The organism is Petrocella atlantisensis, assembly GCF_900538275.1.
GTDB classification, from domain to species: Bacteria; Bacillota; Clostridia; order Lachnospirales; family Vallitaleaceae; genus Petrocella; species Petrocella atlantisensis.
In genome coordinates, this window is sequence record NZ_LR130778.1 from 2,827,935 (window position 1) to 2,845,917 (window position 17,983).

Sequence of the window (17,983 nt, forward strand, 5' to 3'; positions counted from 1 at the left end):
TCCTACAAACTTAATCTCGCTACGAATATCTCGTAATGCTACTGCATAGAGTGCATCAACTATCAATTCAGTTGACGCACGAAAGCGAGACAAAGAAATGCAGAATTACGAAACACAGATTAAGGAAATGTTAAAGAGTGGTATAATTACAGAGCAAGACGCATCGGAACTTATTAAAAAGATGAAACGTACAAAAGTATTAGAACTCCACAAAGCAAAAATCACTGAACCTAAAAAGCAGGGTAGCCGTTGGCAAACCTATATCAAAAGAGAGGATGGTAGCGACCGCAAAATTTCAGCCATGAGCGAGGAGAAACTTTATGATAAGCTATATGACCATTATACTATCAATCAGGTACCTACTATGGTTGGTTTCTATGATACATGGGTTGATTACCGCAAGTCAAAAGGTAAGGTCGATAGCACCATCGACAGATACGATGACTATTTGAACAAGTATTATCTCCCTCACCCTATTTCAAAAAAGCAACTTAATAAGATTACTAAAGAAGACCTTGAGAAATTCTATAACCCTTTAATCGAAGAAGGCATGACTTATAAACTGCTCTGTGGTATGAGAGTTATTCTAAAAAACATGATGGAGTATGGTTGTAAGCAGGGAATCATTTCTTATAGTTCATTCGACGATGCAGAAATCAATAGTGAGGCTTGTATCCCAGAAGAAAAGAAATCCGCCAAAACCCGCATTTTCTATGAAGATGAGATTGATGCCATGTTCAAGGCTTTAAACATTGAAATGGAGAAATACCCAGATATCACTGTAATGCACGGTATCAAGCTCTTATTTACCAAGGGTGTACGTGTTGCTGAAATAGCGGCTATCAAGGAATCCGACATCAACTTCGATATCAAAGAAATCTATATCAATCGTATGGAATCTTATGAGAAGATTAAGTTACCAAACGGCAAAAAGGAAAAGATTATTACTGTAGTGCCACATGGCAAAGGTAAGAATAAATATGCCAAACGTTGGCTACAGCTTACTGACGTCGAGATTGAATGGATTAAAGAAGTCATTGCTATTAACCGTGAAAATGGATTTGAAGATGACGGCTATCTTTTTGTTGATGATAGAGGACGCTATACAGTTCGTGCCTTTACATATCGTATTACAAAGATGTGGAAGACGTTTGCACCTGAGGTAGAAGTGAAGTCTGCCCATGACATCAGGAGAACAGTTGCATCTCAAATGTTTTATGGTGGATTTGACATTGGTTATATTCGTGAGTATCTCGGTCATTCAAGCAAAAAAACGACAGATGAATACATCTACAATATTAAGAAAGATAAAGAGAATAGAGAAATGTTGAAGAATTGCTTTTCAGGGATTAACGGACTAAGAGGGACTAATTCCTAAAGAAAATAAAAAATCCCTCAAGCACCTATTTATAGGAGTTTGAAGGACTTTTGTACAAAGCGCGAAACGAGATTCGAACTCGCGACCCTCGCCTTGGCAAGGCGATGCTCTACCACTGAGCCATTCGCGCATAATGGACTACCATTGAAGCAAGTATTATTATAACCAGTAAGAAGTCTAAGGTCAAGTCTTTTTTAAAAGAATTTTTATAGCTTGCCAGGATGATAACAGTGTTTGCCTATATATAGAAGGCAAAGACCGTTATCAAATAATAAATATAGGTCCATAAATACGATTGTATAAATATTATCGAATATTATATGCATGGTAGTAAAAAATACTAGCATTCAAGTCAAACGCTTGAATATATAAGGCAATCATATTGAAGCTGTGTTAATCTTATGATATGATAATTATAGAGTTGAAACTAAGTTTCTATAAGATCCAATCTGTGAAAGGTCAACACAATCTTCTTTATCGTTTTACTTTATTATAAATACGAATATAAATATGTTATCGAGGAGGCTTATATATGATTATTGGTGTGCCAAAGGAAATAAAAAACAATGAGAATCGAGTAGCATTAACACCGGCAGGCGTCCATACATTGACAGAAAAGGGCCATGTTGTACTTATAGAGACAAAAGCAGGGATTGGTAGTGGTATTGAAGATGAAGCTTATGTTTTAGCAGGTGCAACTATTTTAAACACTGCAGATGATATTTTTAACCAAGCAGAAATGATTATGAAAGTCAAAGAACCCATACCTATTGAGTACGATAGGCTAAAAGAGGGTCAGATACTTTTTACTTACTTACATTTAGCACCTAACCAAGAATTGACCGATGTATTGATAAGAAAAAAGATAGCAGCAATCGCTTACGAAACCGTTGAACTTGAAGACCATAGTCTACCATTGTTGACGCCAATGAGTGAAGTAGCCGGCAGAATGGCTACGCAAGTAGGTGCCTTTATGTTACAAAAATATACAGGTGGTTGTGGTGTTCTCTTAGGTGGTGTTCCGGGTGTTATGCCGGGAGAAGTGGTTGTCATAGGTGGAGGCATCGTCGGTTTAAACGCAACAAAGATGGCTGTTGGCCTTGGTGCTCATGTAACACTGTTGGATATCAGTCCCAAAAGATTGGCCTACGTAGACGATATATTTAATGGTCGGGTAGCAACACTATACTCAAACCCATATAATATTGCTAAAGCCGTCGAAAAGGCAGACTTGCTAATTGGGGCTGTTTTAATACCCGGTGCTAAAGCACCAAAGCTCGTAACGTCCTCGATGGTTGAGTCTATGAAGGATGGAGCTGTCATTGTCGATGTTGCCATTGATCAAGGTGGTTCGGTTGAGACCATAGATCGTATTACAACCCATGACCACCCTTCTTATGTTAAACATGGTGTTGTACACTATGCAGTTGCCAACATGCCGGGGGCAGTCCCTAGAACATCTACCTTCGCCCTCACAGGTGTAACATTACCTTATGCGCTCTTACTTGCTGACCAAGGATTTGAAGGTGCTATTACGGTTAATGAAGCCTTAAGAAAAGGCGTAAATACTTTCAAAGGCTATATTACATATCGGCAAGTAGCAGAAAGCTTTGGTTATGAGATGAGAGCGGTCATGACCCTCTTTAATGATGGTGTGTGAGTAAGGAGAAACAAAGATGAAGAAATTAGTAGGTATAGGGATTGGCATCATTTTATTATTGATCTTTATATTAAATATAAATGAGGATAAGCAAAAACAATTACCGTCAGACTTAATCATAGATGAATCTAAGAAAGTACTTGAACAGGGTGAAGAAGGTACTGCCTTGTTACCGGTAAATGAAGACATAGAAATACCCCCTGCTCCTCCTAAAATGGAGACAGGTATATTTGAATTAGACGAAACGGTGCAGGTAAATATGTTGGGTAAGTCTTATCATGAAAATACACAGGTTGAGTTCTCAGATTTAAGATTGGTTCAGGTGGTGTATTATGGTTTTGATGACTTAGAGCATCAAGGTCAACTCATTGTACATAAAGCAATTGATCAAAAAGTGTTGGATATTTTTGAAGAACTTCATGAGGCTGAATTTCCTATAGAAAAAATTCAATTAATAGATGTCTATGATGGGGATGATAATCGATCAATGGTTGATAATAATACTTCAGCTTTTAATTACCGGGTGGTAGAAGGAACAAATAACCTCTCGAATCATAGCTATGGCTTAGCCATCGACATTAACCCATTGGTGAATCCTTATGTTACTAAAAATGGTGTTTATCCCGCGGAAGGTACGTCATATGTAGATAGAGAAGTGCCAGTAAAAGGCATGATTACTAAAGGGGATGTATGCTATGAGGCTTTTATCTCCAGAGGGTTTTCGTGGGGCGGTGACTGGAAAAACAGTAAAGACTTTCAGCACTTTGATATTAAAATAGAAGGTCTAAATGAATGACTCAAACTTCAGCACGTGCAAGATTTCAGCTTATGCTTGAATTTGACCATGAAATTGGTATAATAATGTTAGGGTTAGTAAAAGTTTAAGGTGTCAAAGTAGATGCCTTAAATATAAAAAGAATTTATTTATGAGGAAGATGGAGGCGTTAATATGTTTTGTCATCAATGCGGCAAAGAGTTAGAAGAGAATTCTGAATTCTGTACAAAATGTGGCGCAAAAACTGAAAAGCCAAGTGGACAATCAGCAGTAACAATTGCTGAAATGCAGGCGAGTCAAGAAGAACCGGATAATATGTCACAATCAGCACCACAGCCAGTACCAATACCAGTGCCAGTACCTCAAGTGGCACCCCCACCGACACCAGTGGCACCACAACCAATACCGGCACCACAACCGACACCGGCACCAACATCAACACCACAACAAGCACCACAGCCGACGCCACAGCCGACGCCACAACCGACGCCACAACCAATGCCAACGCCACAAGTCAACAATATGAATCAGCAACCACATTACAATGCTGTTGGCGTAGATCTAAATGATAAAAACAATCAACCAATGACGGTTTTAGGATGGCTTGGAACTTTTCTGGTTATGTTAATTCCACTGGTGAACATCATTATGGTTTTTGTTTGGGCATTTGGGTCTAATGGTAATCGAAGTAGAAAAACATTCTTCCAAGCGTATTTGATTATTTTCATTGTCTTAGTCATTTTAAGTATCGTATTTGGATCAGCGATAGCACTTTTGTTTAATTCTGTAGTGGATAGTGGCAGTTACTATTAAAAATATGGATTAAAATCTCAAAACTTATATTAAGGAAAAAATCCAAGAGCGTAATATTATACTCTTGGATTTTTTCTTTTTATTCTAAGTAACAGATTATTATAGATCGATTATCTCAAAGGCGTGAACGAATAAGCGTCCATCATTAACATCATAGTTGCAAGTGACCAATGACAAAATGCGGTCACTTGTATTTGGATAGAGGTCATAATCAATTCCGGATTTTTCAATGAGTTTTGAGTAAAAATGTTCTGTATCTATAGTGGAAAGATCTGTTTGTATCAAATCAACGTCAGCTGTAGCATAATAGCTGGAGAATACCTGGTATTTGCGAAGACCATATAAATCTTGAATATAAATAATAGGATTGGCAAGAGCAAAACTAGAATCTAAATAAAGATCTAACTGCCCAAACATTGAGTCGTTTTTCATATTATGACCGTAGACAATCGTGTGTTGGTCAAACCCAAATCCGAAATTACGATAATCCATAAAGATGCTTCCGGCGTCTGCCGGTTGTTGTTCGAAATTTCTACTAAGATAAAAATCATTATCAGGACCTTTGAGAATTGGATAATCAATGATAGTATTTTCAATCTGAATCCATCCGACATAATCCTTATTCTTATTAAGTAGTTCAATGCTTGGGTTAGCTCTAATATGAAATGAATCGTCTTTTAATTCTGGAGTAGGAATTTGTGGCACTTCAATGAGGTATGACGGAGCGGTCAGTACAATAGGTTCATTCGTATTTGAACGGGTGAAATTTATTAGAACAATTATAATGACAATAAAGAATCGAATGGTATTTAATAGCATGAAATCATCTCCTTTATAGAATTATATCACATAGTGAAATGAAAAATCCACTACTATTGAAAATAATTGTCAATAACCCTTGACAAATATCACGTAAAGTGATAAATTCAAATTAACCAATACAAACATATATCAAATTTTTATAGGAGGTAAACAGTATGAAGAAAATAGGAAGTTTATTAATGGCACTTATGATGGTTTTTAGTTACACACCGGTTATGGCAGCTGAAGGTGATATCGTCGATGTAGCCGTCACCAATGGTTCTTTTACAACGCTTGTTGCAGCTCTCACAGAAGCTGAACTTGTTAGCGCTCTACAAGGCGAAGGTCCATTTACAGTATTTGCACCAACGGATGCAGCTTTTGAAAAATTATTAAATGCACTTGGCATATCAGCAGGTGATTTACTTGCACATCCCGATTTAAGTAAAGTACTTCTCTATCATGTGGTAAGCGGTAGAATACTCAGCACGGATTTAAGTGATGGTATGATGGCACCAACATTAAACGGTAACAATATTACAATAGACTTAAGTGATGGTGTCAAGATTAATGATGCAAATGTTGTATCGGCAGATGTTTCAGCGACCAATGGTGTTATCCATGTCATTGATACAGTACTTGTTCCGTCTGACTTTGTTTTAAGTCAACCTATACCTGAAGAAGCACCAGCTGTTGCAGCAAATCCTAGCATTGTAGAAATTGCACTGGGTAATGATGATTTCAGTATGCTGGTAGCCTTGTTACAAAGAGCAGGATTGGTAGAAGCTTTGATGGCCGAAGGTCCATTCACAGTATTTGCACCCACCAACGCAGCTTTTGAATCTTTATTATCTCAACTAGGTATCAGTGCTGAAACCTTAATGGCACAACCGGATTTGAGTAAAGTTCTTCTCTATCATGTCATAAGTGGACAGGTTCTAAGCACTGACTTAACAGAGGGACTTAGGGCAGGTACTTTAAATGGTAACGAAGTGGTTGCATCAATTAGTAATGGTGTTAAGATTAATTCATCGAATGTCATCATGGCAGATATCATGGCAAGTAACGGTGTGGTTCATGTGATTGATCAAGTATTGGTACCAGATGATTTCACGCTCGTAGAAGTAAATCAAGCAGTTACAGCAGTTCCAAAAACAGGTGAAATAAACATTCTAGGTATAAGCCTTATAGGTATTTCATTTATCGTAGGATCATATGCATGGGCTATCAGAAAAAGAAAATCTGAAATCTAGATTTTGTTCTAGTCAATCGTAGGACATCGTTTAACTTAATATTTACATAATTTATGAATGCAAATGACAGAATAAGAAAACCATCTTACCATAACCTGGTGTAAGATGGTTTTCGCTATGTACTATTCTTTGAAACACACATTGCCACATTTCTTGGAATAATGTTATAATCATAAGAGAGTAAAGGGGTCAAAATTAATAATTACGCTAATTTTGACATTTTTATAGAGAGACATATATGATGCGCATAATAAGGAGGACAGTATATGGATTATTCATGGCAAACGGTATTGTTTGCGTTTAGCTTAACTTTGTTTGCCGGTTTATCGACGGGTATAGGAAGTGCCCTTGCTTTTTACACAAAGCAGACCAATAAAAAATTTCTATCAATTGCTTTAGGTTTCTCAGCAGGTGTTATGATTTATGTATCTTTTATAGAGATATTTCCAAAAGCAAGGGATTCTATAACAGAGGTTATTGGTGTAACAGGCGGTCTATGGCTGACAACGCTCGCATTTTTTGGCGGTATAGCCATAATTGCTCTTATTGACAAGTTGGTGCCAAGTTATGAGAATCCTCATGAGGTACATGATTTGTCTGAAATTAAAGCGTTAGATGATTTGGTTGAGACGGAAGGCTATGAACCGCCCAAAATTAAGGTCATGGAAGATAAAAATCTATTACGTATGGGACTTTTTTCTGCGTTAGCCATAGCCATTCACAACTTTCCAGAAGGTATGGCAACCTTTTTTGCAGCCCTTGAAAATCCAACCCTAGGTATCAGTATAGCCATAGCGATTGCTATTCATAATATTCCAGAGGGTATTGCTGTATCCGTACCCATTTATTTTGCAACAGGCAGTAAGAAAAGGGCCTTCAAATTATCTTTTTCATCAGGTCTATCAGAGCCGGTGGGTGCCATAGTCGGGTACTTCTTATTACTGAGAATAACGAGTGATTTATTATTTGGCATTATTTTTGCTGGCGTTGCCGGGATTATGGTATACATATCTTTGGATGAACTCTTACCAACTGCTGAAAAATATGGAGAACATCATTTAGCCATTTATGGGTTAATCAGTGGCATGGCAGTCATGGCCCTAAGCTTGGTCCTGCTAGCATAAAAACTTAACTCGGAGCGGACAGTTACCTTGGCCCTTCGAGTTTTATTATTCTCTAGGAAAGACAATGCTATGTAAACTATCAAGGAAGTTTCCTATCGAACCGTCCAGAAATATGAGCAGAGCTCATAACGAAGCGAAGCTTCTTTTCTTGTTTATTAGGAAAGTCCTACTTTCCTAATAAACAAGGAGTATATTTTTTAGGGCATAAAAAATAAACCTTGGATATATTCAAGAATAACTTATTTATTATATTCGTACTTTATACCACGAACACCAATATAAGATTTAGGTGTCATGGCACCATCACAAACTTGGCAATCTGGTTGTGGTGGTGTTGATGGATCTAGACCATCAAAAATATTGTCTTGCTCTAATTCTTCTACAATGAAACGCGGAACCCACAAAGAGTAGTTACATTTAGTACAGATAAATTCAACGAGATCATCATTTTTAGTAAAGCCTTCTAAAATATTCATTATTAATTAACCTCCATAATTATGCTAAGCACTATTATAAAGCTGAGGAGGCGGTTTATCAAGAAGGTGGGTTTTAGAAGTAGCAAAAATATTTAGAAGTTTCATTGTGTTACCACATTGGCACCTGAGTGGATCGATACCAAAATGAAGAAGTAGACGTGCACGCCAATGAGAATTTTGTTTGAAAAATTTACGTTTAGATGCAGTCATAAGTAAAAATAGCTTAGAAGAATGTTTATATTTTTTGGCATATAACCCGTAATAACGAATCATTTTAAACTGCTCATCAGGAATATGAACTATTAGACGTTTAAAAAAATCAAAGACATGTATCTTTTCAATTACTTTTTCATTATCTTCATGACGATTATAAAAAAAAGTTACGAATTCACCATCATAATCAAGAATTCTGGACTGAGCCATAGCTGGTCTGCCAGTATACCTAATAATATATTTAATTGAATCAACAGAATTAGAAAGCATGTTAGATTTAGCATAGACATAAAAGCCAGAAGGATAAGTTTTGAATAAGGAAGTCTTAAGTTTATAAAAAGAATCTCCTAGATAACGATGTAGTAAGTCAAGTAAAGTAGTTTGCCAACGTTTACGAAGCATAGTGAAAGGGATGTGAGGTATTTTACGCCAAACAGTTTTATTACCAGAAGCACCCTCAGTAATAAGCATATGAATATGAGGATTCCATTTAAGGTCACGGCCAAAAGTATGAAGTGTAGAGATAAAACCAGGCTTGAAAGATTCAGATTTATTAATGGAGTAAAACCAAGCATGAATAGTTGCAGCAGAAGCATGAAAAAGAAGATGAAGTAAGGAACGATCCTTGCGAAAAAAAGGGCGAAGTTCTTTAGGGATGGTAAAAACAATATGACGATGTTCACACTGAATAAGTTTGGAAGATATAGAAGCAGCTCTGTCTTGAATGTATTTGGCACCACAAGAATTACAAAAACGACTTTTACAAGTAAATGGAACATGCTTTATTTTGCCGCAATGGTCACAAAAATAAAGAGCATGACCCATGGAAGGATCACCACAATTAATGATTTTTCTGACATTATGTAAAATAGCGGGACGTAGAGGATAACCTAGAGCAACAAAATCATCCCAACGGTCTGAAAAAATATCTTTTATCTTAAAAGATTTACTGTTCATAACATCACCAATAATGTTATAACAAAAAATCATCAATAAAACAATATAAAATGAAGAAGAATGTTAAAAAAGCCAACTCACGTAAAGAGTCAGCTTTTTAACGCGTTCGTTAGAACGCTTTTCTTGTATGCGTCAAGTGAAATAGTGGGGAGGAGATTAGATGAAAATATTACATACAGGGGATTGGCATATCGGTAAATTGGTCCATGGGATTCATATGACAGAAGATCAAAAATATCTGCTTGACCAATTAATGGATTTAATAATACAAGAAAAACCGGATGTCATGATTGTTGCCGGAGATATATATGACCGTTCAATACCACCCGTTGAAGCGGTAGAGGTTCTAGATAGCTTTTTATCAGAGGCAGTCTTAACCCATAAGTTGAAAATCATTGCCATTGCAGGTAACCATGACAGCTCGAATCGTGTTGGGTTCGCTAGCCGACTTTTAATGGATCAAGGACTTCATATTCATGGAAATATCAGAAAAGTCATTGTGCCAATCGTAATAGAAGATGAGAATGGACCGGTTTATTTTTATCCGATTCCTTATGGAGAACCAGCCATAATTAGAGAAATCTATGACGATGAAAGCATTAAGGATCATGAAACGGCTATGAAAAGGATAATCTCAGATATACAGGCCAATAAACCTGCTAATGGTCGACATATTTGTATTGCTCATGGTTTTGTTATGGGTGCTATGGAAGCGGAAACGAGTGAGTCTGAAAGACCGTTATCTATTGGTGGATCTGAATATGTGGATGTACGCTATTTTGAAGGCTTTGATTACGTGGCGCTGGGCCATTTGCATAAGCCGCAAAAGGTCAAACATGAACATATTCGTTACGCTGGGTCCCTACTCAAATACTCATTTTCCGAAGCCAATCAGAAGAAATCCATGACTATGGTAGACATGGATGGTAGCGGTAGCGTTACCATAAAGCAAATCAGTTTAAACCCCTTAAAAGACATGAGAATCATTAAGGGCAAACTTGAAAATCTGATGGATCCTAAAATATATGCAGGTACGAATACAAAGGACTATATAATGGCAATATTAACAGACCGAGGGGAGATTATGGATGCGATTGGAAAGCTAAGATCCATATACCCAAATATCTTAAAAATTGAAAGAGAAGTTTTTGAAAGAGAAGCCGGTATGATGCAGACCTCAGCAGGGCATGCATTTGCAAAGAAAAGTATTTTGGAACTCTTCGGTGAGTTCTATGAAAATGTCTCTGCAGAAGCCTTCACAGATGAAAAGAGAGACGTAATTGCAGGTGTCATGAATGCATTGGAACAAGAGGGGAGGGCGTTATAATGCGACCGATCAAATTAACCATGACCGCTTTTGGGCCATACAAAAATAAGGAAATAATTAATTTTGGAGAGTTGGGGCATAGGAATCTATTTCTAATTACAGGGCCTACGGGTTCAGGAAAGACCACTATTTTTGATGCCATCAGTTTTGCAGTATATGGAGAATGTAGCGGTCATATGCGTACAGCAGAAAGTCTAAGAAGCCAGTTTTCAGAGAGTGACGTATTGACAGAAGTAGAACTAGAGTTTGAGCTTAGAGGTACGAAGTACCTTATTCATCGCATCCCAAAACAAGAAAAGCCCAAACAGAGAGGTGAAGGTACAACTGAACAAAAACCGGAGGCAGTTTTAACCATCTTTGATCAAGAACCAAAAACCATCATAATAGGTGTTAAACAAGTCAATGAAAAAGTAGAATCTCTTCTGGGCATCAATGCAGAACAATTTAGGCAAATCATGATGATTCCACAAGGCGAGTTTCAAAAATTGTTGACATCCTCTAGTGAAGAACGAGAAAGTGTCCTTAGACAACTCTTTGATACAAGTATGTACAGTTTATTTCAAAACCGTTTAGAAGCAAAATCAAACACGTTAATGAATAGTATTAAGCGGGATAAAGAAATCAGAGACCATGATATCACCAACATAGATTGGGCGGACAATGAAGCCTTAGGCTTGATGATACAAGCCCAAGATAAGCCGGTTGAAGAGATTCTTAATAAAACAAAAGAGATGAACAATAAAGACCTATTAGAACTTGAAAATATAGAAGCGGAAATAAGCATTCAAAGTCAAGCCCTTGAAGCAGAGATTGAAAGACGTGAAAAGGCTAAAGAAATCAATAAAAAAATTGAAGAAAAGAATAAAATCCAAAAGGCATTAGATGAAGAAAAAATAAAAGTTCCCTTAATAACAACACTTATAAAGCAAGTCAAGCAAGCTATGGAAGCAAAGAATATTGAGCCTCTGGAAAAGAATATTCATACGAGGAAAACGGATCTTGACGACAAAAAGGAAGCATATAAACAATCAGACCACAAGATTAGAACCCTCCAATCACAACTAGACACTGCTCTTAAACAATATGAAGAGGAAATGTCGACAAAAAGAAAAGAAGATCGCCGTAAGCAGTCTGAGGCAGCGCTACGTCTGAAATCCTATGAAGATAAAGTTAAAAACCTTAAGTCCATAGAAGATAAAGTTAAAGAGCTTGAAGTTGTATTAAAAAGCTTGGAAGATCAAGAACAAAAGCAAAAAGATATGTTGACAAGGTCTCACAAAAAGATGGAACAGCTTATGTTGGATAAAGAAAAGGCGGATCAAGCACGCCTAGAGATTGTAGAAAAAAGAACTGAACTCGAAAAAATAAAAAACGAAAAAAAAGATCTGAATAAAATCCTAGATCTCCAAAATAAGATTCATCATGAAAAAGAGGACTATGAAAAAGCAAAAAAAGAGCAGGATGCATTGCAACATACCTTATTAACGCTTGAGAAAAACTACGAGAAAAGCCATCAAGAATTTCTGCAAAACATGGCAGCCATATTTGCCGGTGATTTAAAAGACGGATATCCATGTCCAGTATGTGGTGCTAAGGACCACATAGATCCAGCCACTTTTAGTGGGAATGAAGTAACAGAAGAAGATATCAAGTCTCTAGGAGAAGAAGTAAAAGTCTGCAGGGTGCGCTACAATGATCAAAACAACTTAATAAGTGTATTGGAAGAACGTCTAAGAAAAACCAAGTCCATATATCATGAAAATATCCAAAACTTATCAGAAAATATGTTTGTACAAATCCAAGGGATGCTTCTTGAGGATGAGAAAAATTATTTTGTAGAAGAACTAAAGTCACGAGAAGTAACGTTACAGAGTATGGCGTTGAAAATGACCTCTATAGAAAAATTGGCAGAACAATCCGTTACTATTGCTGACGATATCAAAAAGAAAAAGCTGGAGATTAATCAAACAGAGACCCTTAAAGAGCAGGTTGCCATAGATATTCTTAAGATAAGAAGTCAATTAACAGAGAAACAGTCAAATCTTAAATATATATACGAGGAAGTGCCTGGCGAATTAAGAAATCTTAAGGACCTAATGAAAGCCATTGAAGTTCAAGAATCTCTTTTACAAGATATGGAAAATCAACTAGAGACAGCTAAGAAAAACTATGATAAATTGAAAGTAGAACAATTAACCACTGAAACAAAGAAGCGGCAATATAATAAAGATATTATTTTTCTAACCCAACGCTTAAAGGAAGAAGAAGATGCTTTTTTTCTCAAACTTCGTCAAAAAGGATTTGAAAATGCTGATGCGTATACAAAAGCAAAAATGACAGACGAAGATATTGAATATAATACAGCAACCATAGAAAACCATACCAAGCAACTTCATAGTCTCACAAAAAGCTATGAAACACTAAGGCATCAGACGAAAGACCAGCATATAGTGGATTTGGCTAGTTTTGAAAGTACAATTGAGACTTTACGTCAAAAAACCAAAGCCTACGGAGACCAAAAAGGCGTTATTGTCAGCAGAATTAAAAATAACAGTTTGATGTTAGAACATGTTAAGGTACGCAATCTAAAGATAAGAAATGAAGAAGAAGAGCATCAGGTTTTGGGTCATTTATCCAATATGGCAAAAGGTAATAATACCTACCGCATAACTTTTGAGCGCTATGTATTGGCAGCATTCCTTGAAGATATTATTGTGGCGGCAAATCTACGGCTGACTCAGATGACTGATGGTCGTTATCTGTTATCCAGAACACAAGAACTACAAAGGCGAAATGCTAAAGGTGGTCTGGAGTTAGAAGTCTATGACAATTATACAGGTATGAACCGGCATGTAAAAACTTTGTCCGGTGGTGAAGGCTTTATGGCATCACTTTCCATGGCACTTGGTTTGGCGGATGTTGTTCAATCTTATGCAGGCGGTGTACAGCTAGATACCATGTTCATTGATGAAGGATTTGGAACATTGGATCAAGAATCCTTAGACAGTGCGATCAATTGTTTGGTGGATTTGCAAAAAACAGGAAGGTTAGTAGGCATCATATCACATGTACAAGAATTAAAAGAACGTATTGATACAAGACTTGAAGTCCTTGGAACGAACATCGGAAGTCATACAAGATTTGTTGCTGGGTGACGGACAAATAAGAACACTATATAATAGAAGGAAGGCATGATTATGGGCATTGAAAAGGTAAAAGCATACTTTAAGCAATACGAAATGGAAGATCAAATTATGGAGTTTGAAACCTCCAGTGCTACAGTGGCACTTGCTGCAGAAGCCATAGGTTGTGCGGCAGATAAAATAGCCAAGACGCTCGCATTTAAAAAGGATGATGGATGTGTTTTGGTAGTGGCAGCAGGAGAAGCTAGGGTGGATAATCGTAAATTCAAAGAAACCTTCATGACCAAAGCCAAGATGCTATCACCAGACGAAGTGCTACACTTTACAGGTCATGAAGTAGGTGGTGTTTGTCCTTTTGCGATTGAGCATGAAGATGTCAAGGTTTATATAGATGTATCTTTGAAGGCATATGAAAAAGTCTACCCGGCATGTGGAAGCAGTGACTCAGCCATAGAACTAACGATAGATGAACTCCATACTTATGGTAAAGCTTTGGAATTTGTTGATGTTTGCAAATAGCATAAAACGATATTAGAAAAAGGAGGTAGCAAGATGAACCCAATCATGAATAAACAACCTTTAGGATTTCAATGGCCGACACAAGATCCCTTTTTATTTTGTGTCCATCATTTGGATCTATACCCAAAAGGTAATAGCCATCAAGGACCGGAAGCATCTTTAGAGGGAAGAAGGCTAGGTCAGGACTTTGACTTGGAAAATGACTGGAAGATGTATCATGGGCACCAGGTACCGGGCTTTCCTGAACATCCCCATAGAGGTTTTGAAACTGTGACAATTGTACTTGAAGGATTTGTGGATCATCATGATTCATCCGGGGCATCCGGTAGATATGGTGGTGGTGATGTTCAATGGATGACAGCGGGGAGTGGTATGCAGCACGCTGAAATGTTTCCTTTGGTACATGATCAACAAGACAACACTTTACATCTGTTTCAGATATGGTTGAATCTTCCCAGGAAAGACAAGTTCGTAGATCCCCATTATAAAATGCTGTGGCATGAAGAGATTCCGAAGGCTACATATGGAGAGGGAAGTCTTATGAGCGAGGTGACCATTATAGCCGGAGAATATGATGGACACAGAGCCCTTGAACCAGCGCCGGATTCGTGGGCGCAAGATCCGGACCATCACGTCGATATTTTGCTGATTAAGCTGGCACCTGATTCTGTTCTAAGTTTTCCAAGAAAGTCAGAAACCATGATCCGAAATCTCTATTATTATAAAGGAGAAGGTATAAAGGTTAACGACGAACCAACGCAAGTGGGTCAATGCCTGCAGATTGAGAATGTTGACATAAGCATCAAGAACAGTGATGTAGAATCTTATCTTTTGCTGTTACAAGGAGAACCCATCGGGGAGCCGGTCGTACAGTACGGACCTTTTGTCATGAACAGTGAAAAAGAGATTCAAGATGCTTATATGGACTATCAAAAAACCCGATTTGGAGGTTGGCCATGGGACAGGTCAGATCCGGTAAATGATAGGCAAGTGGGACGAAGAGCATCGTATGCCGATGGTACAGTAGAAACGCCTCTTGACAAATGAATACGGTATCATTATACTTAAAAAGTTAGATGAAGAAAGTGTTTTCTTATGTTATTGAAAGGCCTATAATGAAGCTTAGTAATTAGCCGGAGGGCACTTTTTTTGTGGACTTTGAAGGTATCTACCTTCAGATGTAGAAGATTTTTAGATAGAGGGATGAATTACAAAAAAAACAAGATTCAGGAGGAAAGAAAATGAAAAAGGTAATATCAATGCTTATGTTAGGTATCATGCTATTTAGTGTCGCTTGTTCCGGTCCCAAGGAAGAAGGGGGAGACACAACCACTGAAGGTGGTGCTACAGAAGTTATTAAAATTGGCGTATTTGAGCCAATGACCGGTGCCAATGCAGCAGGTGGAGAAATGGAAGTAGAAGGTATTCGTTTAGCCAATGAACTGTATCCGGAAGTTAACGGTATGAAGGTTGAATTGGTTGTAGCGGATAATAAGTCAGACAAGGTTGAAGCTGCTAATGCAGCAGTGATGTTGATTGATAAGGAAAATGTTAATGCAATCATCGGTAGCTGGGGATCATCCTTATCTATGGCAGCAGGACCAATTGTTCTTGAAAAACAAATTCCTACAGTTGCAGCATCGGCTACCAATCCATTGGTAACCATCGGTAATGAGTATTATCAACGTGTATGTTTTATCGACTCTTTCCAAGGGACTGTTATGGCGAAGTATGCATTTGAGACCTTAGGCGCAAAAAAAGCTGCTATCATTCAAGAGATTTCAAGTGACTATTCTGTAGGACTTGTGAAATACTTCAACGATGCATTTATTGAATTAACTGGTGATGCAGATGCTATTATTGGTACAGCAAACTATAGTACCGGAGATCAAGATTTCTCTGCTCAACTCAGTAACATCAAACAACTGAATCCGGACGTTATTTTTGCACCTGGTAACTACACAGAATCAGCATTGTTAATTAAGCAAGCCAGAGAACTTGGTATTACAACACCTTTTATCGGTGGTGATACTTGGGAAGCACCAGAGTTCTTAGAAATCGGTGGAGACGCTGTTGAAGGTGCTGCTTTCTCAACATTCTTCACAAGTGATGTTCCAATTACAGCAGAATCAGAAACATTTTTAGATGCATACAGAGCTAAATATGACAAAGAGCCTGCATCCGTTACGGCACTTGGCTATGATGCTTATTTAGTTATTCTAGATGCAATTAAGAGATCAGGATCCACAGATCCTGTTGAGATTCAAAAAGCTTTAGCAACAACAGCTGATTTTGAAGGTGCTGCAGGTATGATTACCCTTGATGAGAATGGTGATGCGGTTAAGAGTGCAGTTATCAAAATGGTTGAAGGCGGTTTATTTAAGTACATGACAACAGTAGAACCAATAAAATAATAATTCAATCAATGCATGGGGCATATCCCTATGCATTGATTTTTAATTCTCAAGGAAAGCCTATGCTATGTTAATGCGTTGAAGTATCGCATTAACTACTTAAGGAAATCTTTCCTGCCGGAACAATTTGCTTTGCAAAACGAGGCATAGCCTCTTTGTTCTACATGGAAGTATGAGACCAGATAAGCATATGTATGTTTATTTGATCCATCAAATCTAATTAAGGGAGAAGCTCTATGGATTTAGAACTATTTTTACAACAATTGGCCAACGCAATTTCCCTTGGAAGTCTTTATGCACTTTTGGCAATCGGTTACACAATGGTATACGGTATACTTAGGTTGATTAACTTTGCCCATGGCGATATCTTCATGTTTGGTACCTACATGGCTTTTTATATGATGACAAGCTTTTTGCTACCTTGGGGTGCTGCATTTTTTATTGCAATTATTCTAACAATTGCCTTTGGTGTACTGGTTGAAAAGGCTGCATATAAGCCCCTTAGGAATTCACCTAGAATGTCTATTATGATTTCAGCAATCGGTGCGTCTTTCTTGATTGAGAATTTGGCCATCGTGGTTTTTGGCGGGCGCCCAAAATCACTTCCGGTACCTGATTTATTCAATAGAATCATTCATATTGGCAACGTATCTGTTGTCAGCATCACATTTATTACACCCATCATTACAATGGTTGCCTTGGCTGTCCTTATGTTTATTGTAAACAAAACAAAAACAGGCATGGCGATGAGAGCGGTTTCGAAGGACTATGAAGCAGCTAGACTTATGGGTATTGATGTTAACTTCATTATCACATTTACCTTTGCAATCGGTTCTGCATTGGCAGCAATCGGTGGTATTATGTGGGGTTTAAAGTACCCAAGCTTATTACCATTAATGGGTGTTATGCCGGGACTTAAGTGCTTTATTGCAGCCGTAATTGGTGGTATTGGAGACATAAGAGGTGCCGTCATCGGTGGGTTTATACTTGGACTCATTGAGATTATGCTCATTGCTGTTTTTCCTGAGTTGACAGGCTATAGAGATGCTTTTGCATTTGTGCTACTCATCGTCATTCTATTGGTTAAGCCAACAGGTATCATGGGCAAAAACATAGCGGAGAAGGTGTAA

Annotated in this window: 15 protein-coding genes and 1 tRNA gene; 12 read left to right on the top strand and 4 right to left on the bottom strand. The window is 37.7% G+C overall.

The window, feature by feature from the left end; all coding sequences use genetic code 11:
• Positions 1-97 precede the first annotated feature (97 nt).
• A complete protein-coding gene (locus PATL70BA_RS13065; RefSeq protein ID WP_125137782.1) occupies positions 98-1,378 on the top strand; it encodes a tyrosine-type recombinase/integrase in 1,281 nt (426 codons plus the stop codon).
• 58 nt (positions 1,379-1,436) lie between these two features.
• On the opposite strand, the gene PATL70BA_RS13070 is transcribed toward PATL70BA_RS13065, so the two are convergent.
• A tRNA-Gly gene (locus tag PATL70BA_RS13070) sits at positions 1,437-1,508 on the bottom strand.
• 402 nt (positions 1,509-1,910) lie between these two features.
• Between PATL70BA_RS13070 and ald the strand changes: the two genes are divergently transcribed.
• The 3 genes from ald to PATL70BA_RS13085 all read left to right on the top strand — a co-directional run bounded on the left by ald (position 1,911) and on the right by PATL70BA_RS13085 (position 4,626).
• Complete coding sequence (gene ald, locus PATL70BA_RS13075; RefSeq protein WP_125137783.1) at positions 1,911-3,038, top strand: alanine dehydrogenase; 1,128 nt, start codon at positions 1,911-1,913, stop codon at positions 3,036-3,038.
• Between the two features lie 16 nt (positions 3,039-3,054).
• The gene (locus PATL70BA_RS13080; RefSeq protein WP_125137784.1) at positions 3,055-3,834 is read left to right on the top strand and encodes a M15 family metallopeptidase; all 780 of its coding nucleotides are present in this window, start codon (positions 3,055-3,057) and stop codon (positions 3,832-3,834) included.
• A gap of 153 nt (positions 3,835-3,987) precedes the next feature.
• Entirely contained in the window at positions 3,988-4,626 is a 639-nt protein-coding gene (locus PATL70BA_RS13085) for a zinc ribbon domain-containing protein (RefSeq protein WP_125137785.1), read from the top strand.
• 99 nt (positions 4,627-4,725) lie between these two features.
• On the opposite strand, the gene srtB is transcribed toward PATL70BA_RS13085, so the two are convergent.
• The gene (gene srtB / locus PATL70BA_RS13090) at positions 4,726-5,445 is read right to left on the bottom strand and encodes a class B sortase (protein WP_125137786.1); all 720 of its coding nucleotides are present in this window, start codon (positions 5,443-5,445) and stop codon (positions 4,726-4,728) included.
• A gap of 158 nt (positions 5,446-5,603) precedes the next feature.
• Between srtB and PATL70BA_RS13095 the strand changes: the two genes are divergently transcribed.
• Together PATL70BA_RS13095 and zupT are read left to right on the top strand one after the other, a co-directional pair.
• Positions 5,604-6,680: a fasciclin domain-containing protein gene (locus tag PATL70BA_RS13095; RefSeq protein ID WP_125137787.1), complete on the top strand. Its 1,077-nt coding sequence runs from the start codon at positions 5,604-5,606 to the stop codon at positions 6,678-6,680.
• A gap of 266 nt (positions 6,681-6,946) precedes the next feature.
• Positions 6,947-7,804, top strand: coding sequence for a zinc transporter ZupT (gene zupT, locus PATL70BA_RS13100; RefSeq protein WP_125137788.1), 858 nt, complete (start codon positions 6,947-6,949; stop codon positions 7,802-7,804).
• Positions 7,805-8,043: 239 nt separating this feature from the next.
• On the opposite strand, the gene PATL70BA_RS13105 is transcribed toward zupT, so the two are convergent.
• Positions 8,044-8,280: a hypothetical protein gene (locus tag PATL70BA_RS13105; protein ID WP_125135716.1), complete on the bottom strand. Its 237-nt coding sequence runs from the start codon at positions 8,278-8,280 to the stop codon at positions 8,044-8,046.
• 24 nt (positions 8,281-8,304) lie between these two features.
• Complete coding sequence (locus tag PATL70BA_RS13110) at positions 8,305-9,450, bottom strand: IS91 family transposase (protein ID WP_172596071.1); 1,146 nt, start codon at positions 9,448-9,450, stop codon at positions 8,305-8,307.
• Positions 9,451-9,610: 160 nt separating this feature from the next.
• On the opposite strand from PATL70BA_RS13110, the gene PATL70BA_RS13115 reads away from it, so the two are divergent.
• The 6 genes from PATL70BA_RS13115 (at position 9,611) to PATL70BA_RS13140 (ending at position 17,983) form a co-directional block, all read left to right on the top strand.
• Complete coding sequence (locus tag PATL70BA_RS13115; protein ID WP_125137789.1) at positions 9,611-10,777, top strand: exonuclease SbcCD subunit D; 1,167 nt, start codon at positions 9,611-9,613, stop codon at positions 10,775-10,777.
• Entirely contained in the window at positions 10,777-13,932 is a 3,156-nt protein-coding gene (locus PATL70BA_RS13120) for an AAA family ATPase (protein WP_125137790.1), read from the top strand. The genes PATL70BA_RS13115 and PATL70BA_RS13120 overlap by 1 nt, the downstream gene beginning before the upstream one ends.
• A 42-nt stretch (positions 13,933-13,974) precedes the next feature.
• On the top strand, positions 13,975-14,439 hold the full coding sequence (locus PATL70BA_RS13125) for a YbaK/EbsC family protein (RefSeq protein ID WP_125137791.1): 465 nt from the start codon (positions 13,975-13,977) through the stop codon (positions 14,437-14,439).
• A gap of 33 nt (positions 14,440-14,472) precedes the next feature.
• Positions 14,473-15,486, top strand: coding sequence for a pirin family protein (locus PATL70BA_RS13130; RefSeq protein ID WP_125137792.1), 1,014 nt, complete (start codon positions 14,473-14,475; stop codon positions 15,484-15,486).
• A 194-nt stretch (positions 15,487-15,680) separates the two neighbouring features.
• On the top strand, positions 15,681-16,853 hold the full coding sequence (locus tag PATL70BA_RS13135; protein WP_125137793.1) for an ABC transporter substrate-binding protein: 1,173 nt from the start codon (positions 15,681-15,683) through the stop codon (positions 16,851-16,853).
• 236 nt (positions 16,854-17,089) lie between these two features.
• On the top strand, positions 17,090-17,983 hold the full coding sequence (locus PATL70BA_RS13140; RefSeq protein ID WP_125137794.1) for a branched-chain amino acid ABC transporter permease: 894 nt from the start codon (positions 17,090-17,092) through the stop codon (positions 17,981-17,983).